Source organism: Paenisporosarcina sp. OV554, from assembly GCF_003058165.1.
In the GTDB taxonomy this organism is placed as follows: Bacteria; Bacillota; Bacilli; order Bacillales_A; family Planococcaceae; genus Paenisporosarcina.
Genome location: NZ_QBUC01000029.1, coordinates 1 through 24,901, shown reverse-complemented (window position 1 = coordinate 24,901; position 24,901 = coordinate 1). Strand labels below are relative to the sequence as shown.

The 24,901-nt window shown below is 38.3% G+C and carries 24 protein-coding genes, 1 tRNA gene and 1 rRNA gene; 6 read left to right on the top strand and 20 right to left on the bottom strand.

Annotated elements, in window-relative coordinates; all coding sequences use genetic code 11:
* Nucleotides 1-166: 166 nt before the first annotated feature.
* Both C8K15_RS17665 and C8K15_RS17660 read left to right on the top strand, forming a co-directional pair.
* Nucleotides 167-1,255 carry an N-acetyltransferase DgcN family protein gene (locus tag C8K15_RS17665; protein ID WP_108587753.1) on the top strand — a complete coding sequence of 363 codons (1,089 nt, stop codon included), beginning with the start codon at nucleotides 167-169 and terminating at the stop codon, nucleotides 1,253-1,255.
* Nucleotides 1,252-2,328: an alanine/ornithine racemase family PLP-dependent enzyme gene (locus C8K15_RS17660; protein ID WP_199224136.1), complete on the top strand. Its 1,077-nt coding sequence runs from the start codon at nucleotides 1,252-1,254 to the stop codon at nucleotides 2,326-2,328. Before C8K15_RS17665 ends, C8K15_RS17660 begins: the two co-directional genes overlap by 4 nt.
* A 59-nt stretch (nucleotides 2,329-2,387) precedes the next feature.
* On the opposite strand, the gene C8K15_RS17655 is transcribed toward C8K15_RS17660, so the two are convergent.
* Together C8K15_RS17655 and C8K15_RS17650 are read right to left on the bottom strand one after the other, a co-directional pair.
* Nucleotides 2,388-2,915 carry a methylated-DNA--[protein]-cysteine S-methyltransferase gene (locus tag C8K15_RS17655; RefSeq protein ID WP_108587740.1) on the bottom strand — a complete coding sequence of 176 codons (528 nt, stop codon included), beginning with the start codon at nucleotides 2,913-2,915 and terminating at the stop codon, nucleotides 2,388-2,390.
* On the bottom strand, nucleotides 2,902-3,510 hold the full coding sequence (locus C8K15_RS17650) for a bifunctional transcriptional activator/DNA repair enzyme AdaA (RefSeq protein ID WP_108587739.1): 609 nt from the start codon (nucleotides 3,508-3,510) through the stop codon (nucleotides 2,902-2,904). The genes C8K15_RS17655 and C8K15_RS17650 overlap by 14 nt, the downstream gene beginning before the upstream one ends.
* A 646-nt stretch (nucleotides 3,511-4,156) precedes the next feature.
* Between C8K15_RS17650 and C8K15_RS17645 the strand changes: the two genes are divergently transcribed.
* Complete coding sequence (locus C8K15_RS17645; RefSeq protein WP_108587738.1) at nucleotides 4,157-4,960, top strand: MBL fold metallo-hydrolase; 804 nt, start codon at nucleotides 4,157-4,159, stop codon at nucleotides 4,958-4,960.
* A gap of 250 nt (nucleotides 4,961-5,210) precedes the next feature.
* On the opposite strand, the gene C8K15_RS17640 is transcribed toward C8K15_RS17645, so the two are convergent.
* The 9 genes from C8K15_RS17640 to groES all read right to left on the bottom strand — a co-directional run bounded on the left by C8K15_RS17640 (nucleotide 5,211) and on the right by groES (nucleotide 15,471).
* Nucleotides 5,211-5,492: a DUF1292 domain-containing protein gene (locus C8K15_RS17640; protein WP_108587737.1), complete on the bottom strand. Its 282-nt coding sequence runs from the start codon at nucleotides 5,490-5,492 to the stop codon at nucleotides 5,211-5,213.
* Nucleotides 5,493-5,680: 188 nt separating this feature from the next.
* Nucleotides 5,681-7,429: an FTR1 family protein gene (locus C8K15_RS17635; RefSeq protein WP_108587736.1), complete on the bottom strand. Its 1,749-nt coding sequence runs from the start codon at nucleotides 7,427-7,429 to the stop codon at nucleotides 5,681-5,683.
* On the bottom strand, nucleotides 7,404-8,678 hold the full coding sequence (gene efeB / locus C8K15_RS17630) for an iron uptake transporter deferrochelatase/peroxidase subunit (RefSeq protein ID WP_108587735.1): 1,275 nt from the start codon (nucleotides 8,676-8,678) through the stop codon (nucleotides 7,404-7,406). Before efeB ends, C8K15_RS17635 begins: the two co-directional genes overlap by 26 nt.
* A gap of 5 nt (nucleotides 8,679-8,683) precedes the next feature.
* Nucleotides 8,684-9,529, bottom strand: a complete 846-nt coding sequence (gene efeO / locus C8K15_RS17625; protein WP_108587734.1) for an iron uptake system protein EfeO — start codon at nucleotides 9,527-9,529, stop codon at nucleotides 8,684-8,686.
* 183 nt (nucleotides 9,530-9,712) lie between these two features.
* Nucleotides 9,713-10,441, bottom strand: coding sequence for a DUF4097 family beta strand repeat-containing protein (locus C8K15_RS17620; protein WP_233260555.1), 729 nt, complete (start codon nucleotides 10,439-10,441; stop codon nucleotides 9,713-9,715).
* Nucleotides 10,442-10,506: 65 nt separating this feature from the next.
* Nucleotides 10,507-11,241: an EcsC family protein gene (locus C8K15_RS17615; RefSeq protein ID WP_108587732.1), complete on the bottom strand. Its 735-nt coding sequence runs from the start codon at nucleotides 11,239-11,241 to the stop codon at nucleotides 10,507-10,509.
* Nucleotides 11,242-11,472: 231 nt separating this feature from the next.
* The gene (locus C8K15_RS17610) at nucleotides 11,473-13,284 is read right to left on the bottom strand and encodes a LysM peptidoglycan-binding domain-containing protein (RefSeq protein WP_108587731.1); all 1,812 of its coding nucleotides are present in this window, start codon (nucleotides 13,282-13,284) and stop codon (nucleotides 11,473-11,475) included.
* A gap of 241 nt (nucleotides 13,285-13,525) precedes the next feature.
* A complete protein-coding gene (gene groL, locus C8K15_RS17605; RefSeq protein WP_108587730.1) occupies nucleotides 13,526-15,154 on the bottom strand; it encodes a chaperonin GroEL in 1,629 nt (542 codons plus the stop codon).
* Between the two features lie 32 nt (nucleotides 15,155-15,186).
* The gene (gene groES, locus C8K15_RS17600) at nucleotides 15,187-15,471 is read right to left on the bottom strand and encodes a co-chaperone GroES (RefSeq protein ID WP_108587729.1); all 285 of its coding nucleotides are present in this window, start codon (nucleotides 15,469-15,471) and stop codon (nucleotides 15,187-15,189) included.
* Nucleotides 15,472-15,667: 196 nt separating this feature from the next.
* On the opposite strand from groES, the gene C8K15_RS17595 reads away from it, so the two are divergent.
* Nucleotides 15,668-16,399: a CPBP family intramembrane glutamic endopeptidase gene (locus tag C8K15_RS17595; protein ID WP_108587728.1), complete on the top strand. Its 732-nt coding sequence runs from the start codon at nucleotides 15,668-15,670 to the stop codon at nucleotides 16,397-16,399.
* A 187-nt stretch (nucleotides 16,400-16,586) separates the two neighbouring features.
* On the opposite strand, the gene tatC is transcribed toward C8K15_RS17595, so the two are convergent.
* The 3 genes from tatC to C8K15_RS17580 are packed head-to-tail and all read right to left on the bottom strand — an operon-like array spanning nucleotide 16,587 to nucleotide 18,303.
* The gene (gene tatC / locus C8K15_RS17590; protein ID WP_108587727.1) at nucleotides 16,587-17,366 is read right to left on the bottom strand and encodes a twin-arginine translocase subunit TatC; all 780 of its coding nucleotides are present in this window, start codon (nucleotides 17,364-17,366) and stop codon (nucleotides 16,587-16,589) included.
* A 21-nt stretch (nucleotides 17,367-17,387) separates the two neighbouring features.
* Complete coding sequence (tatA, locus tag C8K15_RS17585; RefSeq protein WP_108587726.1) at nucleotides 17,388-17,585, bottom strand: twin-arginine translocase TatA/TatE family subunit; 198 nt, start codon at nucleotides 17,583-17,585, stop codon at nucleotides 17,388-17,390.
* A gap of 52 nt (nucleotides 17,586-17,637) precedes the next feature.
* Nucleotides 17,638-18,303 carry a redox-sensing transcriptional repressor Rex gene (locus tag C8K15_RS17580; RefSeq protein ID WP_108587725.1) on the bottom strand — a complete coding sequence of 222 codons (666 nt, stop codon included), beginning with the start codon at nucleotides 18,301-18,303 and terminating at the stop codon, nucleotides 17,638-17,640.
* A 124-nt stretch (nucleotides 18,304-18,427) separates the two neighbouring features.
* On the opposite strand from C8K15_RS17580, the gene C8K15_RS17575 reads away from it, so the two are divergent.
* Nucleotides 18,428-20,359, top strand: coding sequence for an ABC-F family ATP-binding cassette domain-containing protein (locus tag C8K15_RS17575; protein WP_108587724.1), 1,932 nt, complete (start codon nucleotides 18,428-18,430; stop codon nucleotides 20,357-20,359).
* Between the two features lie 336 nt (nucleotides 20,360-20,695).
* Here the strand turns inward: C8K15_RS17575 and tsaD are convergent, their stop codons facing one another.
* The 5 genes from tsaD to C8K15_RS17550 form a co-directional block, all read right to left on the bottom strand.
* Nucleotides 20,696-21,715: a tRNA (adenosine(37)-N6)-threonylcarbamoyltransferase complex transferase subunit TsaD gene (gene tsaD / locus C8K15_RS17570; protein ID WP_108587723.1), complete on the bottom strand. Its 1,020-nt coding sequence runs from the start codon at nucleotides 21,713-21,715 to the stop codon at nucleotides 20,696-20,698.
* Nucleotides 21,712-22,167: a ribosomal protein S18-alanine N-acetyltransferase gene (rimI, locus tag C8K15_RS17565; protein WP_108587722.1), complete on the bottom strand. Its 456-nt coding sequence runs from the start codon at nucleotides 22,165-22,167 to the stop codon at nucleotides 21,712-21,714. The genes tsaD and rimI overlap by 4 nt, the downstream gene beginning before the upstream one ends.
* Nucleotides 22,160-22,870 carry a tRNA (adenosine(37)-N6)-threonylcarbamoyltransferase complex dimerization subunit type 1 TsaB gene (gene tsaB / locus C8K15_RS17560; RefSeq protein WP_108587721.1) on the bottom strand — a complete coding sequence of 237 codons (711 nt, stop codon included), beginning with the start codon at nucleotides 22,868-22,870 and terminating at the stop codon, nucleotides 22,160-22,162. Before tsaB ends, rimI begins: the two co-directional genes overlap by 8 nt.
* On the bottom strand, nucleotides 22,867-23,319 hold the full coding sequence (gene tsaE / locus C8K15_RS17555) for a tRNA (adenosine(37)-N6)-threonylcarbamoyltransferase complex ATPase subunit type 1 TsaE (RefSeq protein ID WP_108587720.1): 453 nt from the start codon (nucleotides 23,317-23,319) through the stop codon (nucleotides 22,867-22,869). Before tsaE ends, tsaB begins: the two co-directional genes overlap by 4 nt.
* Before the next feature lie 181 nt (nucleotides 23,320-23,500).
* Nucleotides 23,501-23,576, bottom strand: a tRNA-Asp gene (locus C8K15_RS17550).
* A 555-nt stretch (nucleotides 23,577-24,131) separates the two neighbouring features.
* On the opposite strand from C8K15_RS17550, the gene C8K15_RS17545 reads away from it, so the two are divergent.
* Nucleotides 24,132-24,395 (top strand): hypothetical protein, encoded by a 264-nt coding sequence (locus tag C8K15_RS17545; protein WP_108587719.1) that lies wholly within the window; start codon nucleotides 24,132-24,134, stop codon nucleotides 24,393-24,395.
* 283 nt (nucleotides 24,396-24,678) lie between these two features.
* Here the strand turns inward: C8K15_RS17545 and rrf are convergent.
* Nucleotides 24,679-24,794: ribosomal RNA gene (gene rrf / locus C8K15_RS17540) — 5S ribosomal RNA — on the bottom strand.
* Between the last annotated feature and the right edge of the window lie 107 nt (nucleotides 24,795-24,901).

Here is a 24,901-nt window from a genome sequence, read left to right as displayed (position 1 = left end):
TACTTGTAATACGTAATAATTTTTTGGATATTCTGAAAATAATTTACATTTGCTAGACTTATAGTTGTTTTCTATATGGGACAAGTTTTTTTCCTTGACCAAAATGTAAAATCTCTTTTACTCAAAGATACGGTAGTTTAAATAGATTTTGGGAGGAAAACACATGATAAAAGAAACGGCAATCGTATATTGTGAAAGTAATTTTGGAACGATGGATGGAAAGACAGCTAATGGACTGGTTAGAAGTTCACGGAAGTTTGAAATTCTCGGAGTTATAGATAGCACGAAGGTTGGACTAGACGCGGGTGAGCATTTAGTGGGAGAGAAAAATGGCATCCCTATCTTCAAAGACCTTGATCAAGCACTGGAAAAACTAAAGATTGTTCCGAATCAATTCATCTATGGAATAGCACCTTCTGAGGCTTTCTTGAAAGAAGATGAAAGAAGACTTCTTTTTAAAGCAATGGAACATGGGATGAATATCGTGAACCCTCTTCATGAATTCTTTACGAATGACACAGAATTTGTACAGCATGCATTAAAGAATAATGTCACAATTCATGATGTGAGAAAGCCTGCTCTGAAAAAGGATATGCATCTTTTTTCTGGACGTATATTAAACATCACTACACCCGTGATAGCCGTACTTGGCACGGATGGTGCCATAGGTAAGAGAACAACGGCAGTTCTACTCGAAGACGCTTTACTTGAACGCGGATTAAATGTCGCTTTTATCGCAACTGGACAAACAGGGTTAATTCAAGGTGCCAAATATGGCGTTGCCATTGATGCTATTCCATCTCAGTTTATGACGGGTGAAATTGAAAACCAAGTTATGAAGGCTTATGAAAATGACAATCCCGATATCATTATCGTTGAAGGTCAAGGAGCTTTAAGCCATCCTGCGTATATAAGTTCTTGTGGAATTATAAGAGGGTCAAGGCCTAGTGCAGTGATTATTCAACATGCTCCTAAACGCGAACATTTAGGTGATTTTAGTTATATGAAAATGCCTACCGTACAAAGTGAAATTGAACTCATTGAAAACTTCTCGAAATCTAAAGTGATTGCGATTACAATCAATCATGAAAACATGACGGATGCAGAACTTGTTAAAACCATTTCAGAATATGAAAAAGATCTTCAACTTCCAACGACAGATGCACTTAAATTTGGGTGCGACAAGTTGATTGATAGTATTTTTGAAGCTTACCCAGCCTTGAAAAGTAAAGAGAAAATAGTAGTTGCCAATTGATTCATCTAGTAACACCAAGGATTGAAATCAATCTGGCAAAAATCGCCCATAATACGGCAAAGTTAGTCGAACTATATGGTTCAAAACACATTAGTCTTATGGGCGTGACCAAAACTGTTTGCGGTGCACCTCAAATTGCAACGGTTTTACTAGATCACGGTATTCAAATGCTCGCAGATTCCAAATTGTTAAACCTACAGAAAATGCGAGATGCAGGGATTAAAGCGAACTTTGTTTTATTAAGATCCCCTGCTTTAAGTGAAGTAGAAGCAGTTATTACACATGCGGATATTAGTATTAATACCGAGCTTGCTGTCATTCAAAAATTATCTGAAGTAGCTTTAAGAAAGAACACTGTGCATAAAGTTATTCTGATGATTGAAATGGGCGATTTAAGAGAAGGCATACTTCCTGAAAACCTTGATGCTTTTATTCAAAAAGTTTTAAACCTCGGTGGAATAAATATTGTGGGCATTGGTGTAAACTTTGCATGTTTTGGGGGAGTTAAACCAAACGAACAAAAAATGAAGGATTTATCTATACTGGCAAGCGAAATTGAAACGAAGTTTTCTCTTGCTCTTTGTTATATATCTGGAGGAAACTCTGCCAATTATAATTGGTTTATGACCACGAATGATGTTGGTAGAGTGAACAACTTACGGTTGGGTGAATCCATTTATTTAGGACGTGAAACCTTAGACCGTGTAGCAATTCCGGAATTATATACGGATGCCTTCACTTTTGTTACTGAAGTAATTGAATTAAAAGTAAAACCATCTGTACCTTATGGTGAAATAGGTCAAAATGCTTTCGGCATTTTTCCTCATTTTGAAGATCGTGGACAAATGACTCGAGCTATTCTTGGAGTAGGAAATCAAGATGTCCTAGTAGCAGGTCTACAGCCAACATTGGATATTGAGATTATTGGTTCGAGTAGCGACCACACAGTAATTGATGCAAAAGAAAATAATTTAAAAGTTGGGGATGAAGTTACATTCAACCTAAACTACGGTGCCCTTCTATCATTAATGACTTCCCCATATGTATATAAAAAGTATATTGATACCATTTGAATTGATTAACCAGCCCATTTAAGGCTGGTTTTTTTATGGAAAAAATTTTGATTTTCACTCTATTTGTTAAAATTACCGATTTCCAAAGCTAGGAGTTGTTCTTTCATCTCTAATCCCCCACGATAGCCCGCCAATGCACCACTCTTCGCAAGGACACGATGACAGGGTACTGTAATTAACACTGGATTTGCTCCGATTGCAGTGCCAACAGCACGGACGGATCCAGGTTTTTGTAAACGTACTGCGATATCTGTGTACGATACGGTTTGTCCGTAAGGTATTTCTTGTAATGCTTTCCATACGTCCTTTTGGAATGGTGTACCATGGAGGTCGACCGGTTCAGAAAAATTCTTACTTTTACCCGTCAGATAATCGATTATCCCATTCGTATAAGATTGCACTTTCATAGCGTTTTCAATCAATTCGTGACTCGGAAGACGCTTTGTCGCCCAGTTTTGAAGTTCCTCCATTCCCTTATTTTGCGATCCTACATAACAAAGGCCTTGAGCTGTAGCAGCGATATACATATTCCATTGCTCATGTATAAGTCGTGTCCAATAAATGAAACTATCGTTACTTTGTTCCATCGTCTGATACCTCCACGAGTGATTTATATGTATATTCTTTTCTGTATTGTAAGGGTGTATAACCTGTTTTTTTCTTAAAAAGTGTAATGAAGTAAGGTGTATTCGGCAGCCCTACTAGTATACCTACTTCACCAATAGTTTTATCAGACGTATTCAATTGGACTTTCGCATGTGCAATTCTCACCATCTGAATATATTCAACAGGTGTCATGTTCTTTATTCGCTTAAATGTACGTTGTAAATGATAGGGACTTCCATGACACATATCCGCAAGTACTTCGAGCGTCAACGGTTGTGAATAATGGTCGTCTATATAGTCGGCAATTTGCACAACCCAGTCTAGATCAGGAAGATGTAATCCCTCAGGTTTGCATCGCTTACATGGCCTGAATCCCTGTGTTAATGCTTGCTCGGCATTCTTGAAAATTAAGACATTCACTTTATTAGGATGTCTCGATTTACAAGAAGGTCTACAAAAGATGCCCGTAGACTTAACTGCATAAATAAATAAGGTATCGTATGACGAGTCATTATGCGTAATTGCTTGCCATTGTTCGTCTGATATTTTGGTAAATGATTGATCTTCACTTATCATGGAATCACCTCATCTCAACAATAAGTATAACCGCTTCACATAAGCTGTAGATAGATTATAGATATATAAAAGCAAGATAACGAAATTTATTAGGTGTGATACATAGAGACATGTACGAAAAATCATTCTACCTACGAAGGCAAAAGATAAACGAGCAGCTTCTTCTAGAGGAACCTTCGACTCTAGCTATTGGAGTGTCTTTCTCAGGAGGAATGGTGTCCTTCTCCAAGCGAATGGATGAATAAGTGACACGAATGGATGGAAACCAACAATGAATGGATAGAAACCCAAGTTGAATGGATGAAAACAAATCTCCAAGTTCGAAGTTTTGCTTTAAAAACATATACTTTCTAATGGCATAAGAAAAACGAAAACGGGTAATCAAGTGATGAACTTTTTTGAACAGCACTTTTCCTATTACAACAGCACCTACAACAAGTAGACCAATTTTTAAGAACACATCATGCTCGATTCACTTCCTTCCATAATTATTTTGAGTATACACTTTGCATACCCTAATAATGGAACACTCATACGTTTCGGTTCACTCCATGTTATATGTTATATTTTAAAAATACAGATTATATCACTTGCGAATGATGGTAATCTATAGGAGAACGAATAGAGCAAGAAGGTTGTGATAATCATGATACAAGAGTTTCAACATGAAGATATCCATTGCGTAAAGGTAACAGTTTCATTTTCGGGGATAAACATAAATGTTCACCTATACTTCGTAGATGGGTTACTTATTGACACGGGACCTAGTCGTGCAAAAAAAAACCTGATTCCGATTTTTCAAAGCCTACCCATTTCACAAATTGTACTTACACATCATCATGAAGACCATACTGGCATGAGCTCATGGATAGCTGATCATCTGAACAAACCCATTTATATTCATGAAACAGGAGTTTCGGATTGCCAACAACCATCAAATATCCCCTTTTATCGCAGAGTTTTTTGGGGGAATAATACACCGTTTCAGCCAGAACCTATTCCACAAATTATCGAAACTGAAAATCATAATTTTGAAGTGATACATACTCCAGGACATGCACATGATCATATCGTTCTCTTCAACAAAGAAAAAGGATGGTTGTTCGGAGGTGACTTATTTGTAGTCTCTCGGCCCAAAAGTATGTTTTCTTTTGAATCTGTTCCAGTAATGGTGAAATCAATTCGAAAAGTCTTTGACTATGATTTTTCTACTTTATACTGTTCACATGCAGGTGTTTTAGTTAACGGGAAAGAACACTTAGCATCAAAGCTTCAATACCTAGAAGATATTCAAGGACAAGTAAAGAAACTTCACCAGAAAGGAATGAATGCAAAAGAAATTCAGAAAGAACTATTTCCTAAGATTCACGCCATGCAAATCCTATCTGGATTCGAAAATTCACCCCTTCATATGGTGAATTCTATTCTAAACAACGTGGAAAATGCTTAGAAATATGGGATTTTAGTGATAATTGAGGATTATTGCTTTAGCCATTATTGTTGTGTTAGTTGGGATGACATTTGCTGTTTACACGGGGAAGAAGAGGACTTAAATCAATACAAAACTTCATTGATGAATGCAAGTAATAGGATGGAGATCCATCTAGATCAAATAAAAATGACCATCAAATTGATGGTCATTTTGTTAAAAAGGAAACAAAATTCTTGATGAAGTTCTTATTCTTTTACCTATCGTCTATTTATTCTTCTTCATGCTCTTGAGCTTCTTGAGCTTCTCTAAACGCTGCAGAAATCTTATCAAATTCTTCATCAGTTTCGATCATAGATAATTCCTCGCCGTCTTCCACTCTTAAAAAGAAAACATCGATATCATCTTTCGATTCATCTTGAGTTTCTTCAGCAAATCCTACTGCAGCGTATTCAACTTCATCGATAGTTAACGTCCCCAGAACCTCAATTTCTTGTTCCTCGCCATTCTCATCCAACAATACAAATATATTACCCACTTCTACTTTTTCCATTTCACATTCCCCTTTCAAATCTTTTTAAAAAGTATATACAGTCACCATAAGCGATTTCTCATAGTATTTCAATCAATCCTATATTCATTCATCAATCTTTTTCCAAAGAACATCTACTTTTTACCCTAGAATAAAAAGAGTCAAACCTTATGTGCTTCTCAGGTTTGACTCTTTTCATATCACTCTTATCAAATCTCAGCTTCTTTAAAAGATCCTGAGAATTTTTTATACATAACAGTTCCAATAATTATTACTAACAAAACAACTTGCCCTATCATCGTTTCTATAGAAGGATAAAAACCAATCAAACTGATCACCGGTAAATCATATACAATATGAGTTGGAATAATATTAGTCAATTGCAAAGTGTGCAAACTCGCACCTATGATTTTAAAAGCTAGTATATAAATTAGTCCCGTTGCAACTGCGAAGAACAAGTGTAACGGGATTTTCTTACTAGTCTTAGTAAACACCAACGCAACAATTACTAAAATAGCTAGTGCTATAGCAATACCTAAACCAAATTCGAAGAAAGACATTTTCGGTGCAATCCCGACATAAAAAACAATCGTTTCTGCTCCTTCTCTGAATACAGTTAGGAAACTTAAAAACGTCATCGCCCATACACTTTGCATCGACAATGCATGATTCATTTGTTTCGAAATATATCGGTTCCAAGAAGCCACTGTCGACTTGCTATGTAGCCAGGTTCCTACGCCAAGCATCATAGCTGCTGCAGCAATTCCAACATATCCCTCTATCACTTCTCGACTAGTTCCAATTGTCCCAGATTGAAATAGCGTTGTCATTAAAATAGCCGCTACAACACTGACACCAATTCCAGATGCCGCCCCAACATAAATATATCGCTGCATATGTTGCTGACCAGCTTTTTTCAAGAAAGCGATGAGTGCTGAGATGATTAGTAATGCTTCTAATCCTTCTCGCAACAAAATCAGAGCTGAATCCCAAAAACTATACGTCGTGTCTTGTTGAATGAAGTTTATTTGCTGTTTGAAGGAATCAATTTCCTTGGAGATCACCGATGCATCCACTTCATCACGTGACAAATCACTAACTAGCAGTGGAATTCCAGACTCAATATCGGTATACAAGCTTGCATTTTTTGTACGGACTTCCCCTTCCACAGCTGGCCAAATCGTGATGAACTCTTTCAAGGTATCCGCTGCTTCATCATATTTCTCATTACCAATAGATGCTTTACTATCATCTAATAAATCAGTCAACGTCGTTAGCGAGTAGTTTCCCGATACTTCCTTATTCTCCACTTTCCCTGCGACAAAGTTTCGAATTGTTTTATTCAGAGACTCAGTTTGCTCATTTAAAACCTTGAGTTCTAACTCGTCGCCAGCTAATGAAATGCGCATGAATGACATTTGCGTTTCAATTTGTCCATACGCAGCCATATTCTGTTCTCGAACAACTCGCTCATTTTTCGTCCATTTCTTTAGAAATATTGAATAGGCCTCTTCAATGTTATCTTTATTACCAGATTCAATCGCAGTTGTTAAATCGATTAGTGAAGGCTCAATTGCAGTCATAAATTCTGCTCGATTTGTTTCTTCATCTACCGGATTTTCTGATTTCTCATAGGCAGTAAGCGCTTTTGACAATTTTGTTAGAGCCTCTAAACGTTGCTCGTCAGTTGTAGCACTTGACGCTTGTTCTAATGTAAGATTCACATTAGTTACTTCTTTCCCCTTGGTTACGTTCAATTGCTCCCATGCAGTTTGGAAAGCCTCGATTGCTTCAGCAGCTTTTGCATCATCGTCATTTTTTGTGCTCATAATGGCATCTGTAATCGCAATATATAAAGTTCCAAAAGACTGTGCAGCAGAGACGTTGTTTTGAGAAGGAACAACGAGCAACATAGTCACGAGACTAAGTATCTTAAAGTATGTTAAAAAGTTGCTCACCGATATAGCTCCCTTTTTGTATACCTGGGAAGCAAGCGAAGACGCCGCTACCTCGATGGGTAATATATTCGTTTAGCATATCAGCACGTCCCAATGCGCTTTGAATGTTAATAAACTGTTTAGGATGTTTTTGGAATGAAATGAATAACAAGCCCGCGTCATACGCACCTGTTTCATCAATCAAGCCACTTGAATAGGAGAATCCTCTTCTCATAATCCGATCCTTCACTTTTCGTGCGAGCGCCATATGTGAATCAGCCGGAATGTGAGGATTTCCTTTTTCATCTTTTGCATTTAAATCCACTTCATCAAATTCCTTCTTGCTCCCTAGTGGTGCACCACTATCGCGATGTCTGCCAAAAGTTGCTTCTTGTCCTTGAAGAGAGGTTCGATCCCATGTCTCTAAATGCATTTGGATTTTCCGTACGACTAAATAGGTTCCATTTGACATCCAACTTTTCGATTCATTCGGCTGAACCCACACAACTTCCTTCATGTCAGAAGCACTTTGGGGGCTTGGGTTGACTGTACCGTCTTTAAATGCAAATAAGTTTCGTGGCGTTTCTTTTTTGTTTTTATGCTTTGGTGTCGAAGTGAATCCGGTTTGCGTCCATTTCAATGATACTTTCCCTGATGCTGCACGGACTAAATTTCGAACTGCATGAAAAGCGACTTGTGGGTCATCAGCACAGGCCTGAATACATATATCTCCACCTGCGTATTTTTCATCAATTTGATCTTTAGGGAAATGTGGTAACGCTTTCAGCTCAGCAGGTCGTTTCGAACCGAGACCTAACTTCTTGTTATCGAATAAAGATGGCCCTACTCCGAACGTTAACGTTAGATTAGATGCATCCAATCCTTTGGACTCTCCGGTATCTTTAGGTGGTGTAAATCCACCTTTAGAAAGTTCTTCGAACTGCTCCCCGTTCATCAAACGTACAGCAAGTGGTGTCCACATTTCAAACAATTCTTGTAACTCTTGTTGTGATTGGACGAGCACATTCAACGATGCAAAGTATACATGTGAAGGAGCATCCGTCATAATACCTGACTGATGCTTTCCATAAAATGAGATCTTATTTGTAGCTGTTGTGTCATCCTCAAAAATATCAAAGCCTATAGCTTTGGCCACGCCACCCATACCTGAAGCAAGAACAGCAACTCCGGCTGCACTTGCCCCTGTAATTTTCAACATTTCTCGTCTTGAAATCTTCTTCTCCAACCACTTTTCATCTTTTGATGTCATTTTACTCACTCCATTATTATGCCCATTTGACTAAGTGGTTCGCCTAGCTGGTTAACAGCGTCTGATAACAATTTCGTATCCTCCGAAGTCAACTCTTCATATGAAACAAAACCATTGTCACCAGTTTCGTATTTCACCAATAGTTCATTTACTGCATCGAATTTAGCTTGCAGGTTCGTCGCAAGAGTTTCATCTTTTGCTTTTATTTTCGACTCTAGGATATGGAAAATCTCTTCCGCACCTTCAATGTTTGCTTTGAAATCATATAAATCTGTGTGTGAATAAATTTCTTCCTCACCAGTGATTTTCGAAGTAGAAACTTCATTCAACAAATCGACTGCTCCAGTCATCATTAAGTCAGGAGTTACTTCCACTGTCTCAACACGAGCACGTAATTCTTTTGCATCTGCTAATAGTTGGTCAGCAGTTTCTGCGTAACCTTCTGTTGTGTTTTCCACCCAAAGGCCGTATTCAATTTTATGGTATCCAGACCAATCTTCCTTGCCTTTTCCTTCTTCTTCAAGGTCTGCAAGACGTGCATCAATGCGTGGATCTAAATCACCAAAGCTTTCTGCGATTGGTTCTGAACGCTCAAAATACATGCGAGCTAACGGATAGATAGCTTTCGCTTCTTCTATATTTCCAGCTTTCACTGCTTCTACAAATTTTTCTGTCTCTATTACAAATTGATCCATTTGATCAATCGCAAATTCTTTATATGTATCGACTTCTTTTTGTAAATCGACCGTTTCTGTTATAGCTTGAGTCGTTGTAGCTTCTTCTTTTTCTGAACAGCCTACTAATGAAGTGCTAAGTAGCACGAATGATACGAATGTCGCGATTTTTTTCATGTTAATCCTTCTTTCTTGTTGTTTATCTACTTTAATAATGATAATCATTATCAATGATAAGTCAAGGGAAGTTTATGGAATATCCTGAAGGAAACGTTACAGAATACATATTTGACACAAAAAACACGAAAACCCCTGCGGATTTTCGTGTTCTCGGCAATCTTGGGTATTAAATGACCCTTCTTATTTAGTTACAGTTATTGGGCCATTATCTGTTCTTAGCTTTATCAGATATTTCCCTTTTCCGTACGTCACATCTTTGTCTCTATCACCAAAGATGGCCACTTTTCCATTATCCGTTTTGGCGTCAATCCTTGCATTTTCTGGTTCAGATTCAGTTTTAACCTCGATGCTGCCGTTATCTGTTGATAAATCAATTGGCCAGTCAATACTATTTGTTATTAATGAGATTTGCCCATTATCGGTAATCCCTTTAATTTCCCCTTTGACATGCTCCAAAACAACCATGCCATTATCGGTTTCAACATTAACCGTTTTGGCTTCCACTTTCTTTACATGTATCTGGCCATTGTCCGTCTCAAGCAAAACTCTTTCGGACTGTAAATTTTCTACACTGATACGTCCATTGTCACTCTTTACTTGGAGGTTTTTATATTGTTTTTCTGGCACACTTACTGCCAGTTTCAAGTCTCCCGAATGAAATCCAAACGAAAAGAAAAATCGACGTTTCTGCTTCAGTTGAACGGAAAGTGTATCTCCTTTTACATCTACATTAAAAATGTATTTCTTCTTTTTATTAGCACCTGTATATTCAACAGTTGCTTCTGAGCTTTTGGTTGGTACAATGACCACATCAGCATTGTTTGTTGTAATTTCAATGTTTTTAAATGAGGAATCTTCTTGAACTGTCTTATTGTCGCTCTCGGCAATCACATTCATTGTTTTAAACATGAATGTCATGCCACCTACCACCACTATCAATAGGATTAATGAAATGAAGAGTTTGTTTTTCAAAATCATCGTGTGTCCGCTCCCTTTTCTTTATCTTGCATTAAACGTAACCTGTATGAATTCATTGCACTTTCTCCTAATTGGTCGAGAAGATTGTAATTGGCAAATGCTCCAACTACTGCTCCAATACCGGGCAGCATTTGGAACATCTTCACTAAATCAATGTAATCCCGATATTCTTGTTGAAATTCCCGCCAGTCCATATCAGCAATCAATACTTTTTGTTGCTCCCAGTTTTCTATAGTAAACAATGTTTCTTTTCGTTTTTCCTCACTTGAAAAGGCCAACAGAAAAATATGCAGAATAAAGCGTCGTTCTTCGGGATCGTTTGTATCGAATCCATATACAGCAGCGGCTTCAAATAGAAACTTCATTTTAATGGATAATAGCAAAGGAAAATCAGCAATTCCTAAAAGGATACCACCAGCTCCTGTTCCCGCTCCTTCAATTGTTGCCGTTTTTCTGAAGAGAGAAAGCTTTTCTCTAAATAGTTCGTCTCGCTCAGAAAGGCTCAATTCTGTTGGAGTTCGTTTTTTCGTCGTAATGTTTGAGCCTACTAACGTAGCTTTCACCATGTTTTTGATGCTTTCTGTCATTACATTATGAAACTTTTCTGGAAGTAGACCATTTATTTTCGTCTGTGCGGACTTAGATACTCGACTTATAAGATTGGATTGTTTTGTCATTTTCTTCTTCCAAATTAGCAGTTCTTGTTCTACTTTCTTTGTATAATCATCCATATGTCCTACCCTTTCTGTACACACAATCATTTCCACGTTACTTAAAGTATAGACTATTTGTTATTCATTCAAATGGACCTAGGAAGTGTTTCCATCTAAGACTTGAGACTTAGTAGCTAACACTTGATAGAATTCATTCCTCTCCTATAGATATAATGAAAAAAATAGGAAGGTCTGTCATCAGTTCGATACACTGGCACAGACCTTCTCGAATCTTAAACTGTATGGGCATTACAAGAAAACAAGAGTAGAACTTATTTCCTTGAGATGTTCCTTGTCTACCCACAAGATAAAGTAATTATAGGTACTTCCCTCAATTTGAATTGGTTTTGGATATTTAACGATTAGAGCGGCTTGACCTCTCATTTCTGGGGGTTGATCCTCTGAAGGCAAAATAGAACATGCTTCTTGTTGTTGGATTTGCTCATGAACGATACGAGGTTCAGCACCGTATGGTAATAGTTGATGGAACGCTTCGTTGTGGCAAATTTCGTTAATTGGTTCAGCAGTGGAAATCGCTGAAAGTTGAAAGAAGCCATCTGGTCCTTCATATCTTTCGTCTGAAACTCTTACCCAATCAGAAGGGTATTGAAATTGGACTTTGTAGACAGTGCTGGAGTAATTTTTTTTCATTGGAACACTTGGACTAGGTGACCATTGCAAAGACGTAACGAGTGTTCCTTCTATTAATCGAATCGGAACAGGATGAAATAAGTCCACCATCCAAATCTCACTAGCTATTCCATTGTTACAGTCCGAAAGATAGGCAACTTTCCTGCCATCTGGAGACCATGTAACTGGAGTGGCAAAGCAATTTGAAATCGCTCTAGTCACATCGTTCTCTCCTCGCCTTCCCGTGGTTCTTATCTGATTGAAATATCCAACATCTTCAAAAGCAGTGGCACTGTATGCAATTGTCGATGAGTCAGGAGACCATACCGGAAAATAGTTTTTAGCAAGCGGTCCACCCTTCACTTCAAATAGGTTACCCGTGGAAATTTCTAAGGTGTAAATAATGGAGATGCTAGCACCAGGAGTTGTATAGAGCACGTGGGATCCATTTGGGGAAAGACGAACATCATTAAAACGACTTCCAGTGTTTTGAGTAATCTGTTGTTTATTAGTTCCATCAGTTTGAATACGATAAAGCTGGCTCATCCCTGACGCATCGGCAGCTTGGAAAAGTAATTCTATGCCACTCGGAAACCACTGGACATCAGTCGCACTCGCTTGGTTTATTTTCTGGACTTGATATGTGTTTACATTGTACAAAGTGATATCATTCTGTTTTGCATACACCAGTTTTTGACTGTCCGGTGACCAATCTAAATAGACGCCTAATCCTTCACTAAATTGGTCAATACGTGTAATTGTGCCTTCAGTTAGTTGGATGACATAAAGAATTTCATTTTTTCCTACAAAGGCGATTCTTTTACTGTCCGGTGACCAAAAAGGAATCGAAAAGGATTCTCCTAAACCGTTTGTTAATTGTACATTCTCACCATTCCTAGGATTATATAACCAGATATCATAAACTCCCCCTGCGCTAGATGTATAGGCAATTAAACCTCGATCCCCGGGAGAAGCATAAGGAATAATTAACTTTAAACCAGGGAATATCGTATTCGATGGAAGCTGGTTCACCTCCCGAATTAGCTCAGGATTACTGAGTCCACTTGTGATTACATTAAATCGTTTAGCGATTTGAAATAGTGTGTCCCCGGGTTGAACAACATAATAAGGTATACCTGGAGGAACTTTCAATAGTTGACCAGCTTGTATGATATATGGGGGATTAAGGTTATTTGCATCGATAATAACGGATTGTGGGACACCGAAATATTGAGCAATTGTAAAAACTGTAGCTCCTGGCTTTACTCGGATGACATCTACACCAGGAGGAATGGAAAGCTGCTGACCTACGTAAATCGTGAAAGGTGTTACCAAATTGTTTGCCGCTATTAGAGACTCAACCGGCAGCTCCCATCGCCTCGCAATCTGATACAGCGTATCCCCGGAACGGACTGTGTAAAAAAGTCGCATCTTTAACCTCCAATATCAATTTTTTACTGTAAGAAAAAGAAAGATTACTATTGTCACTACGTTCGGTTTTCACCTAATACTTAACCTATCGCAGTAAGAAGTAGAAAATGCATGTCAGTATCATTTAAATCCGAAATTTATAAGAAGAAAAAAAGACTACCTCCCATTTTCATGAGAAGTAGTCTTTTGGATTACAATTTATTAAAGAACTGCAAAGCTTCTCAGATAAGAGAAGTTCTGATTACATCATGCCGCCCATTCCGCCCATGTCAGGCATACCGCCGCCTGCATTTTTGTCTGGAATTTCTGCTACTACTGCTTCAGTAGTTAAGAACATTGCTGCAACAGATGCTGCGTTTTGAAGTGCAGAACGAGTAACTTTAGTTGGATCCACGATACCCGCTTCCATCATGTTCACCCATTCGCCGTTTGATGCGTTGAAACCGATTCCGATTTCTTCGCGTTTCAAGCGGTCAACAATGATTGAACCTTCAAGACCTGCGTTGTTTGCGATTTGACGAACTGGCTCTTCAAGTGCACGAAGAACGATTTTCACGCCAGTTGCAACGTCGCCTTGTTCAGTGTCAGCTAATTCAGCCACTTTTTTGTAAACGTTCACTAGTGCAGTACCACCACCAGAAACGATACCTTCTTCAACAGCTGCACGAGTTGAGTTCAAAGCATCTTCAATACGAAGTTTACGTTCTTTTAGTTCAGTTTCAGTTGCTGCACCGACTTTAATTACGGCAACACCACCTGAAAGTTTTGCTAAACGTTCTTGTAATTTTTCTTTATCAAATTCAGAAGTTGTATCTTCTAATTGAGAGCGAATTTGGCTTACACGGCCAGTAATTGCTTCTGTTTGACCAGCGCCTTCAACGATTGTTGTGTTGTCTTTTGTAACAACCACTTTAGCAGCACGGCCTAATTGTGTAATGTTTGTTGTTTTTAATTCTAAACCAAGCTCTTCAGTAATCACTTCAGCACCTGTAAGAATTGCGATATCTTGTAACATCGCTTTACGACGATCGCCAAATCCAGGAGCTTTAACAGCTACTGCATTAAATGTTCCGCGTAATTTATTTACAACTAGTGTAGCTAAAGCTTCGCCTTCAACGTCTTCAGCGATTAGGATAAGTGGTTTACCTTGTTGTACCACTTGCTCTAATACTGGAAGAATTTCTTGAATGCTAGTGATTTTTTTATCTGTAATTAAGATATATGGATTTTCTAAAACAGCTTCCATTTTTTCAGAATCAGTAACCATGTATGGTGATGCATATCCACGGTCGAACTGCATTCCTTCAACTACATCAAGTTCAGTAGTGAAACCTTTAGACTCTTCGATTGTGATTACGCCGTCGTTACCAACGCGTTCCATTGCTTCAGCAATCAATTGTCCTACTTCTTCATCACCTGAAGAGATACTTGCTACTTGGGCGATAGATTCTTTGCCTTCGATATCTTGAGAGATTTCTTTTAGGCCAGTAATTGCTGCTGCAACCGCTTTTTCGATTCCTTTACGAATGCCAACAGGGTTCGCACCAGCTGTTACGTTTTTCAAGCCTTCACGAATCATTGCTTGAGCAAGAACCGTTGCAGTTGTAGTACCGTCACCAGCGATATCATTTGTTTTAGATGCTACTTCAGCTACAAGCTTAGCACCCATGTTTTCAAATGCATCTTCTAGTTCGATTTCTTTTGCAATCGTTACACCATCATTTGTAATTAGTGGTGAACCAAATTTTTTCTCAAGAACAACGTTACGTCCTTTAGGTCCAAGCGTTACTTTTACAGCATCTGCTAATTTATCTACACCACGAAGCATTGAGCTACGTGCGTCTTCGCTAAATTTAATTTCTTTTGCCATTTAGTAAATCCTCCTTAAATATAGTTAAGTTTTTATCCTATAATTGCTAAAATATCGTTTTCACGTAAAATTAAGAATTCATTACCTTCATATTTCACTTCAGTACCAGCGTATTTAGAGAAAATGATTTTGTCTCCTTCTTTCACATCTAACTCTACACGCGTGCCGTTTTCAAGTACACGACCAGTTCCAACAGCAAGTACTTTACCTTCTTGTGGCTTTTCTTTAGCAGAGTCTGGTAGTACAATACCAAATGCTGATTTTTCTTCTGACTCGACTAATTCAATTACGATACGATCGCCTAATGGTTTTAACAAGTGAAAACAACCTCCTTGAATGGTAGTAATTATTTTATTAGCACTCTCTGTTCTTGAGTGCTAACACAACTCTTATCATAATGAATTGACTGAACTTTTGCAAGTAAGAACACTGATATTTTTGTATTCTTTGCGACGTTGCCAGAAAACCCATACAATATAGAAAGAACTTCTTTTGATGAAAGGATATTTACCTATGAAAAATAATAAAACTGCATTTTATTTAATTACCGCATACGTCATCATGCAACTGTCTGGTGCTCTGTTCGCCCCATTAATCTTCCGCTTTTTAAATAGCCAAGAAGGAATGGGAGAGGCGCAAGCTAAACTTTTAGCCAGTGGTTGGTGGATTTTCATTAGCATGTCCGTCGCAACCCTTATAAGTGTTGCGATTATTCGTAAAGACAAATCGTTCTTAAATAACTTAAAAGGCAAAAAGAGTTCCATCCCAGCATCGATTGGATGGGGAATTCTTGGATTCTTTATGGTGTTGATAGGTCAATCTATTGCAGCACTTATTGAAAGTGCTCTTGGAATTGATCCAGGATCCGATAATACAGCTACTTTTGTAAGAATAGCGGCCGCTGCTCCAGTTGCTATATTATCGATTGCCATTTTTGCTCCCATTTTAGAAGAACTCATTTTCCGACGTGTGATTTTTGGATCGCTTGTACAAAAGTCGAACTTCTTTATTGCAGGGGCAGTAAGTGCGATAGTTTTTGCTATCATCCATTTTGATTTTACACACATACTACTCTATGCGGTGTCAGGATTTATATTCGCCTTTTTATATTACAAAACAAAACGAATTTGGACTTCAATCATTTCACATATGTTATTGAACGGATTTGTCGTATTGGTCCAATTAAATAAGGAAAATATAGAACGTTATCAAAAGTATTTAGAAACCTTATCAAATTCACAATAAATTTATATGATTTTCTCCCGATGAAATAATTATTGGGAGTTTTTTTGTGGGTTTCAGATTTATTCCCACTGGAATTCATTTATTCCTTTTCGTGGTTGGTTTATTCCCATCCGGGGATGCTTTATTCCCGCTCGCAACAGGCCAGTTACTTCCAATATCAATAGGTACAAAAAAAGCCTTCTACCGATTATTCCGGTGGAAGGCTTTCGTTTTGACTCTTCGCTTCTTCTATTTGTCGAAGAGCTTCTGCTTTTAAATATTTGCGGTATCCTATTTTGGCTACGATGATACTGAATTCGAAAAGCAAGATAAGCGGAATCGTAACTAGCACATGTGACATGATATCTGGTGGTGTTAAGATATCGGCTACCACTACTAACACAAGGTAAATATATTTACGATACTTCGTTAATAACATTGGTGTTATGATTCCTAATCGTGTTAGGAAAAGTAATACCACAGGCATTTGAAAAACAAAACCAAATGGAATGGTTAATTGGAAAAGAAAACTAAAGTATTCATTAATTCCAATCGTTTGCTCAATGTTCAAATCAGTCGCTAAGTCCGCCATAAAATGTATGACGAATGGGAATACGACATAATAGGAAAATGCAACTCCAGCAATAAATAGAAAAAAGATGAACGGGATGTAACTGAGTGTTGCTGTTCTCTCTTTCTTGTAAAGTCCTGGAGAGATAAAAGCCCATACTTGGTAGAGTATTAGTGGAGATGTCATAACAATTGCTAGAACCATCATCACGGAAATTAATATCTTAAATGGATCGGTTATTTTAAACGCATTTAATGTTAAGTCCCGTGCTTCTTCGCTCACTTGCAAAAATTCAATCAGGGGTCCAGCTAAGAAAAAACTGATTCCCACTGCTACAACAAAGAAAACGACGATTATCATCAGCCGTTTTCTTAATTCAATAATATGATCAACTGTAGTCATGTCTCTTTCTTCCATCAGAAAAACACCCTAACGTACTTACTTAACTTCATCGTCTAGCTTTTTTGTCTTTTTTTTCTCGTCATCTTCATCTTCATCGATTAGACCACGAGTTGCATTTTTGAATTCGCGAAGCGAACTGCCGAATGCTCGTCCTAATTCAGGGAGCTTTTTCGGACCGAATACAAGCAAAGCTACTACCACAATCAATAATATACTTAATGGACCTGTTGGCATGTAGGCACCTCCTCTTGTCTATTCTTATTTTAACTTACTTACGCTACGTTTGCTATTTGTTACTATGAACGATGTGTGAACTTTCTTCATCTTGTTTTATGAAGTAAATCAGTGTTTGTAATTCAACAGACAAATCAATTGTATGGACACGAATTGAATCAGGTACCGTTAATCGCACTGTTGTAAAATTGAGAATGCCCTTAACCGCCGTTTTTGTTTGGCGGTCTGTCACTTCTTGAGCAGCTCGTGAAGGTACTGTTAAAATCACCAGCTCAATACCATATTCTTTAATTTTTCCTTCTAACTTACTAGGTTCAAAAACCGGGATGTCACTCATCAACATTCCGTCTTCAGTAGCACTCGTATCAAATGCTACTACAATACGTGTGTTGTGATTTTTGTGAAAATTGTATTTTAAAAAAGCTGTCCCTAAGCTACCTACACCGATTAATGCGACATTAGTTGCTTCATCTTGATCGAGTGTTTGACGAAAAAACGAAAGCAAGTGTTGTACATCATAGCCATAGCCTTTTTTACCTAATGCTCCAAAATTCGAAAAATCACGGCGAATCGTAGCTGAATCAATTTTCATGGCTTCACTTAGTTCCTGTGAAGAGATACGTTTCTTACCCGCATTCGAAAAATTTTGGATAAATCGGTAATAGAGAGGTAATCTTTTGGTTGTAGCTTGTGGAATTTTAAGCGGTTCTTGTTTCATTTTGTTCCTCCTGCATTCAAGCGAAATCGCTTTCATCTTACATGAGTACATAAAAGAAGTAAAGTTCTGCCGTTGCGCCAGCTACACGCTTCCATTAAACTAAGTGAGAACTGAGGTGGAATTAATGATTGTCTTACAAGTGAATCAATTACATAAAACATTTGTCGTCGATGAAATATTAAGCGGCGTCAAACTTGAAATAAACCATAGAGACCGTGTAGCTTTAGTCGGTCGGAACGGTGCTGGGAAATCGACTCTCCTTAAAATAATTGCTGGTGAAATGTCGTACGATTCTGGAGAAATCATCATTCCAAAAGGTACAAAAGTTGGCTATATGGAGCAACATGCTGGCATCGATTCCGATTTATCGATTTGGGATGAAATGATGACCATTTTTGCTCATCATCTATCGGCTGAAAAAGAATTACGTTCACTGGAAAAGCAAATGGCTGACCCTACCGTATATGAAGATGCCGAGGCTTATGGGCGTATCATGTCAGACTACGATACCAAGCAAGTTGCGTTTAAAGATTCCGGTGGCTACCAATATGAATCCGATACACGTTCAGTCTTACATGGGATGCAATTCTTCCCAGAAGAATACGATAAGCCCATTCAATCTTTATCAGGCGGTCAAAAAACGCGTTTGGCATTAGCCAAATTATTATTAACAAAACCGGATTTACTCATTTTGGATGAACCGACCAACCACTTAGACATCGACACACTAAGCTGGTTAGAGCGTTATCTTCAAGGTTATCCTGGTGCGATTTTAATCGTTTCTCACGACCGGTATTTCTTAGATCAAGTAGTGAATTTTGTTTATGAAGTGTCTCGTCATAAAGTAAAACGTTTTGTCGGAAATTATAGTTCTTACTTGGATGAAAAGGCAAAAACATATGAACGCGACTTGAAGACATTTGACAAGCAACAAGAAGAAAAAGCAAAACTTGAAGACTTTGTTCAACGTAACTTAGCTCGTGCTTCTACTACTAAAATGGCTCAGTCTCGTCGTAAAGTGTTGGAGAAAACCGATTGGATGGATTCCCCAAATGGGGATGAAAAATCAGCGAACTTTGGTTTCTCGATTGAACGTCAAAGTGGTAATGACGTACTAAAATTAGAACAAGTTACGGTAGGATACTCCGAAAAGCCTGTTTCTCAAGATGTTGATCTTCGAGTCTTTCGAGAAGATCGAATCGCTTTAGTTGGTCCAAATGGTGTGGGAAAATCCACTTTACTAAAAACCGTAGTAAAAGATATTCCTCCAATTGCCGGATCGATTCATTACGGGACAAATGTTCAATTCGGTTACTACGATCAAGAACAAGCAAAACTCACAGGCAACCGATCTGTCCTGAAAGAATTATGGGATGAATGGCCATTAATGAATGAAAAAGATGTACGGAATGTGCTTGGCCGTTTCTTATTCAGTGGTGATGATGTAACCAAATCGATTTCTTCCTTATCAGGTGGTGAAAAAGCTAGGGTCGCATTAGCCAAACTCATGATGTTAAAAGCTAACACCTTGATTTTAGATGAGCCGACCAATCACTTGGATTTAGATAGTAAAGAAGTACTTGAAAATGCATTGATTGATTACCCTGGAACGATACTTTTTGTTTCGCATGACCGCTATTTTATCAATAGAATTGCCACAAAAGTCATTGAATTATCAAGTGATGGAGCTTTCGAATATTTAGGCGATTACGATTACTATGTTGAAAAGAAAAAAGAACTTGAAGAAATTCGAGCTGAACAAGCGGGACCTATTGAAGTAGGAACTACTACTACAAAGCAATCCACTTCAACCATAGATAAAGAGGCTAAGAAAAGAGAGCGTCAAATTACACGGCGCTTAGAAGAATTGGAAGGTCAACTAGGCGGGATAGAAGAACACATTAATGCTGTTGAAGAAAAATTGTGTGATCCTGCTATCTTTCAAGACCATGAACAATTGGTGGTCCTTCAAAAAGAGCTTGAATCTTTTAAAGAGAATCAAGAAGTGCTCATGACTGAATGGATGGAATTAGAAGAAGAATTAGAACTATTGTAAAAGTTACCGCATGTCGAAATATGCGGTATTTTCTTACAATTTAATGAGTATATATATGGGTCAAGTACTTTTTTCGACATTTTTCTCTCCACAAGGTTATTCACAATCAAAAGGTTGATATATCAATCTATCAACAGACTTACCCACACTATCCACAGGATAAAAAGTTTTTATACACATTATTCAATGGGAAACCTACCACTATATATTGAATTCCACTGACTTATGCACATCTTATCCACAAATTGTGCATAAGTACAGATGTTCTCTATTGACATCTCAATTCATTTTTGCTAAAAAAGAATCGATTCTCTTCAATGAGAGAATTGATTCTTCTTAATTCCAGTCGAATAATGTCATTCCAGGTTTTCCGTTCATTGACATCGAACTAATAATTCCTTTTTCGAACATTACTGAACCAGCTGCCGCAATCATAGCAGCATTATCTGTGCATAAAAACAGGGGCGGAACGTTAAATGGAATTCCTTCTTTTGCAAAGGTATCTTCTAATGATTTACGTAAACCTTTGTTAGCAGAGACACCACCAGCAGCAATTACTTGTTTAACTTTGTATTCTTTAGCAGCTCGCAAGGTTTTAGCAGTTAGCACTTCTACCACACTTGCTTGGAAACCTGCTGCAACAGCTTGAGGCTTAATCTCTTCCCCTCGTTGCTCAGCATTGTGCATATAATTTATTACTGACGACTTCAACCCACTAAAACTGAAGTCATATGAGTCTTCCTCTAACCATATACGCGGAAACGCAATGGGTTCGACACCTTCATGTGCAAGTCTGTCTATGTGTGGACCACCTGGATATGGAAGTTTTAACACTCTTGCTACTTTGTCATACGCTTCCCCAGCAGCATCATCACGTGTTTCACCTATTAACTTAAACGTACCGTGATCTGGCATTAAAACAATCTCTGTATGCCCTCCTGAAACAACGAGTGCTAGCAATGGAAATTGCATAGGCTCTGTTAACTGATTGGCATAAATATGTCCTGCAATATGATGTACCCCAACAAGAGGTAATTGATTGGCGAAAGCAAATGCTTTTGCAGCATTAATACCAATTAGAAGAGCACCGACCAGTCCTGGCCCTTCTGTAACAGCAACTGCGTCCAAGTCACTTGGTTGCATGTTTGCTTGCTTCATTGCTTCTTCAATTACAATCGTCATTTGCTCTACATGATGACGAGAAGCAATTTCAGGAACGACTCCGCCGAAGCGTTTATGACTTTCAATTTGTGATGCTACAACGTTAGAGACGATTTCACAACCATTCCGAACAATCGATGCAGCGGTCTCATCACAACTTGTTTCAATACCTAATATGATTTGATCTTTACTCATTTAAATTCCACCCACATTACCAGTGCATTCTCTTGGTTATCTGTATAATAACCTTTTCGAATTCCACCATTTTTAAAATCTAGTTTACGATATAAATTTTGAGCAATCGTATTACTAACTCGGACCTCTAAAGACATAAGAACAACTTCATGTTCCCGAGCAACTCGAATTGCTTCGCGCATAAGACCTTCACCAATCCCTTGCCCTTTAACTTGTTCAGCCACTGCTACATTCGTGATATGGCTTTCATCTATTATCATCCACATTCCACAGAAACCAACAATCTGCCCTTGGTCATTTTCTGCAACAATATAATAAGCATGTAAGTTAGTTGTCATTTCTTGAACAAATGCATCTCGGGTCCAAGGTAAACTAAATGCTTCTTCCTCAACCTTCAAGACTCCATCTACATCAGCAACCGTCATTTTGCGGTAAAAGACTGTATCAATCATTCGATTCGCCAACCTTTTGTTGTTCTGCAAGCCAATTCGTTTCAGCTTCAGTAATACGCTTATACTCAGGTACAAAATGATGTGTTTCTTCAATAGAAGGAAGTGGTTTCTTCATAGCTTGCTCAATCACCACAGAAGCTTTGGGTAAATCAAGGTAAAATGGCGCCCGAATAGCACGGTCACCTAAAACTCGTTGTATCGCTTGCCAGTGGATTGAAACATCTTTCCCCACAAATAAAACATTCTCTTGTTTCAATGCTAACTTTTCTAAAATAGTCTCTATTGCATAATGACCATCTGGTAAGTCAGCTGTTAAGTCATTCGTATAAATTGCTGAAAATACATTATCTCTACGAGCATCCATAATGGGACAAATTAGTCCGTTGAAAAGTAATCCATTCCCGGCTATGGTTTGGAGACTTGAGACCCCTACAAGAGGAATCTTTAATGTCCATGCTAGAGTTTTGGCTATAGTGACACCTATACGGACACCCGTATACGAACCTGGGCCTTCAGCCACTGCAATTACATCAATTTCACCCGGATTAATATTTGCTTGTTTTAACGCTTCTTCAACAGCAGGCATAGCCCCTACTGAGTGTGTAACTTTTATCGAGCTTGTCCATTCAACTAAAAGTTGATTATCTTTAACAACAGCAATTGATAATGGCACATTCGACGTATCGATCCCTAACCAAATCATGAAAATAACTCCTTGCATAATTGCTCATAACGCTCACCCAATGGGGTAATTTCAAAACGTCGAGCAAATTCATCTTCGTAAAATACTTCGATCTGTAATCGCTCTTTTGGTAAATCGTATTCAATCAACTTTGCCCACTCAATGACAGACACTGCGTCACCGTAAAAAAGCTCATCCCAACCTAAATCCTCTTCACTATCTGCAAGACGATACACGTCCAAATGATTGAAAGGTAATCTACCTTCATATTGCTTCAATATCGTAAAAGTAGGGCTGTTCACATTACGTTCTACGCCTAATCCTTTTGCAAAACTTTTTGTAAAGGTCGTCTTCCCTGCTCCCAGATCGCCTTCAAGCGTAATAACATCCTGTGCTTGAACAAGTTCTCCTAAACGTTGACCAAATTGCTCTGTTTCTTCAAGCGATGTGACTTGTTTAATATATGTCATGTTTTTATTTACCTCACACATGTTTTCTCTAGTGTATCGAATCCAACTCAATTATTCACTTAATTGCAGAAAAACACAACTTGCTCCCACATTGAAGGAAGTTGGTACATTCTATTAATATAACAAAAAAACCCACATAGAAAGGTTACTTTCTTTGTGGATTGATAATTTTAAAATAAAATGGCGGTCCCGACGGGAATCGAACCCGCGATCTCCTGCGTGACAGGCAGGCATGTTAACCGCTACACCACGGAACCATAATATTTAATATTTACCGACAAGATTTATTATACCAATGTATGAAATAATTACAATAGTTTTTTGCAAAATAGTTTTAAAAGTTTTCATTAACATGAAATTCGACTATTAATTATGAATGTGGAGTTAGATAATAGTGCTCGAAAAACGGAAAAATCACTTACTGAAACCTTCTAAATAGCTCTACATCAGCGAGTTTTTAAACGATGGCCCCTTCCCATCCTCCAAAAGATTATCGTAGTCATAATCAACACGATAGGTATGAAAGCTACTAGTCTCCATTCATTTTCAGCCCCAAGAAATAATAATAAAACTGATAAGCATTGACACCCATGAGTGATTTAATAAACTATACAAAAACACACTAAGTGACATTACCGCTTCACTTTTAAGGCTAATGGATAAGATGTATCAGTAAATCCCAATCAAGATATAGGATCAGAAGCTGGCTATTCCTATCATTTGTTCGATGGAATTGATAATAAGCAGTGGGGTGGAACAAGTGAAGGGCAGATCAAAAAGGGGGACTCCGATATTGCTGCATTTTCATTAGAATGTCAAAAAAAAAATTGCCAAAAGACTTAACTATACCGTTAACATTCACTCACATTGGTGGAAAGTATGGTGAATGGAAATTTAATGTGCCAGTCCAACAAATTCCGGTGAAAAAAATCGAGTCAAATACTATTACATCTTCTAAAGACGGTGCCTATACGTTCAAAATGGAATCAGTAATACGTGGAGAAGCACAACAATTATTAACTATCAAACGATTGTACCTGAGCTTGCGAGTAAGGATTTATTTGATATTAACGTAGTGGATGACCAAGGAAATAAACGCCTAGCGTTACTCTTGCAGGGGGAGCCCCCAACTACCATCGGCGCACGAGCTTAACTTCCGTATTCGGGCTACGAAAGACGATGAACGGCAGATTTCTTCGTCACCTGCGGGCTTCTCGTTTCTCGCGTATGGAATACGCTCCGAGACTCGCCCCCTTGGTTCCTCGAACTCTTTGTTCCTCCTCTTTCTCACACACCTTCGACTCAATAGAAAAAATGAACACAAAAAAACCAGTACCTTTCGGTACCGGTTTCCTAGTTGCCTAGCGACGTCCTACTCTTGCAGGGGGAGACCCCCAACTACCATCGGCGCTAAAGAGCTTAACTTCCGTGTTCGGTATGGGAACGGGTGTGACCTCTTTGCCATTATCACTAGACTTATTGAGTGTTTGTTCACTCAAAACTGGATAAACGGGCCATTGAAAGCCATTCAAAATTGTGGTTAAGTCCTCGATCGATTAGTATTCGTCAGCTGCACACGTCG

Coding starts and splice junctions, on each gene's coding strand:
- tatC (WP_108587727.1), bottom strand. CDS start 17,366: ATGGAAGAAAGAGACATGACTACAGTTGATCATATTATTGAATTAAGA.
- C8K15_RS17655 (WP_108587740.1), bottom strand. CDS start 2,915: ATGGAACAAAGTAACGATAGTTTCATTTATTGGACACGACTTATACAT.
- tsaE (WP_108587720.1), bottom strand. CDS start 23,319: ATGACATATATTAAACAAGTCACATCGCTTGAAGAAACAGAGCAATTT.
- efeO (WP_108587734.1), bottom strand. CDS start 9,529: ATGAAAAAAATCGCGACATTCGTATCATTCGTGCTACTTAGCACTTCA.
- C8K15_RS17640 (WP_108587737.1), bottom strand. CDS start 5,492: ATGGAAAAAGTAGAAGTGGGTAATATATTTGTATTGTTGGATGAGAAT.
- C8K15_RS17610 (WP_108587731.1), bottom strand. CDS start 13,284: ATGCGACTTTTTTACACAGTCCGTTCCGGGGATACGCTGTATCAGATT.
- rimI (WP_108587722.1), bottom strand. CDS start 22,167: ATGATTGATACAGTCTTTTACCGCAAAATGACGGTTGCTGATGTAGAT.
- tsaB (WP_108587721.1), bottom strand. CDS start 22,870: ATGATTTGGTTAGGGATCGATACGTCGAATGTGCCATTATCAATTGCT.
- C8K15_RS17575 (WP_108587724.1), top strand. CDS start 18,428: ATGATTGTCTTACAAGTGAATCAATTACATAAAACATTTGTCGTCGAT.
- C8K15_RS17645 (WP_108587738.1), top strand. CDS start 4,157: ATGATACAAGAGTTTCAACATGAAGATATCCATTGCGTAAAGGTAACA.
- tsaD (WP_108587723.1), bottom strand. CDS start 21,715: ATGAGTAAAGATCAAATCATATTAGGTATTGAAACAAGTTGTGATGAG.
- C8K15_RS17620 (WP_233260555.1), bottom strand. CDS start 10,441: ATGTTTAAAACAATGAATGTGATTGCCGAGAGCGACAATAAGACAGTT.
- C8K15_RS17595 (WP_108587728.1), top strand. CDS start 15,668: ATGAAAAATAATAAAACTGCATTTTATTTAATTACCGCATACGTCATC.
- C8K15_RS17580 (WP_108587725.1), bottom strand. CDS start 18,303: ATGAAACAAGAACCGCTTAAAATTCCACAAGCTACAACCAAAAGATTA.
- groL (WP_108587730.1), bottom strand. CDS start 15,154: ATGGCAAAAGAAATTAAATTTAGCGAAGACGCACGTAGCTCAATGCTT.
- tatA (WP_108587726.1), bottom strand. CDS start 17,585: ATGCCAACAGGTCCATTAAGTATATTATTGATTGTGGTAGTAGCTTTG.
- C8K15_RS17650 (WP_108587739.1), bottom strand. CDS start 3,510: ATGATAAGTGAAGATCAATCATTTACCAAAATATCAGACGAACAATGG.
- efeB (WP_108587735.1), bottom strand. CDS start 8,678: ATGACATCAAAAGATGAAAAGTGGTTGGAGAAGAAGATTTCAAGACGA.
- C8K15_RS17615 (WP_108587732.1), bottom strand. CDS start 11,241: ATGGATGATTATACAAAGAAAGTAGAACAAGAACTGCTAATTTGGAAG.
- C8K15_RS17545 (WP_108587719.1), top strand. CDS start 24,132: ATGTCAAAAAAAAAATTGCCAAAAGACTTAACTATACCGTTAACATTC.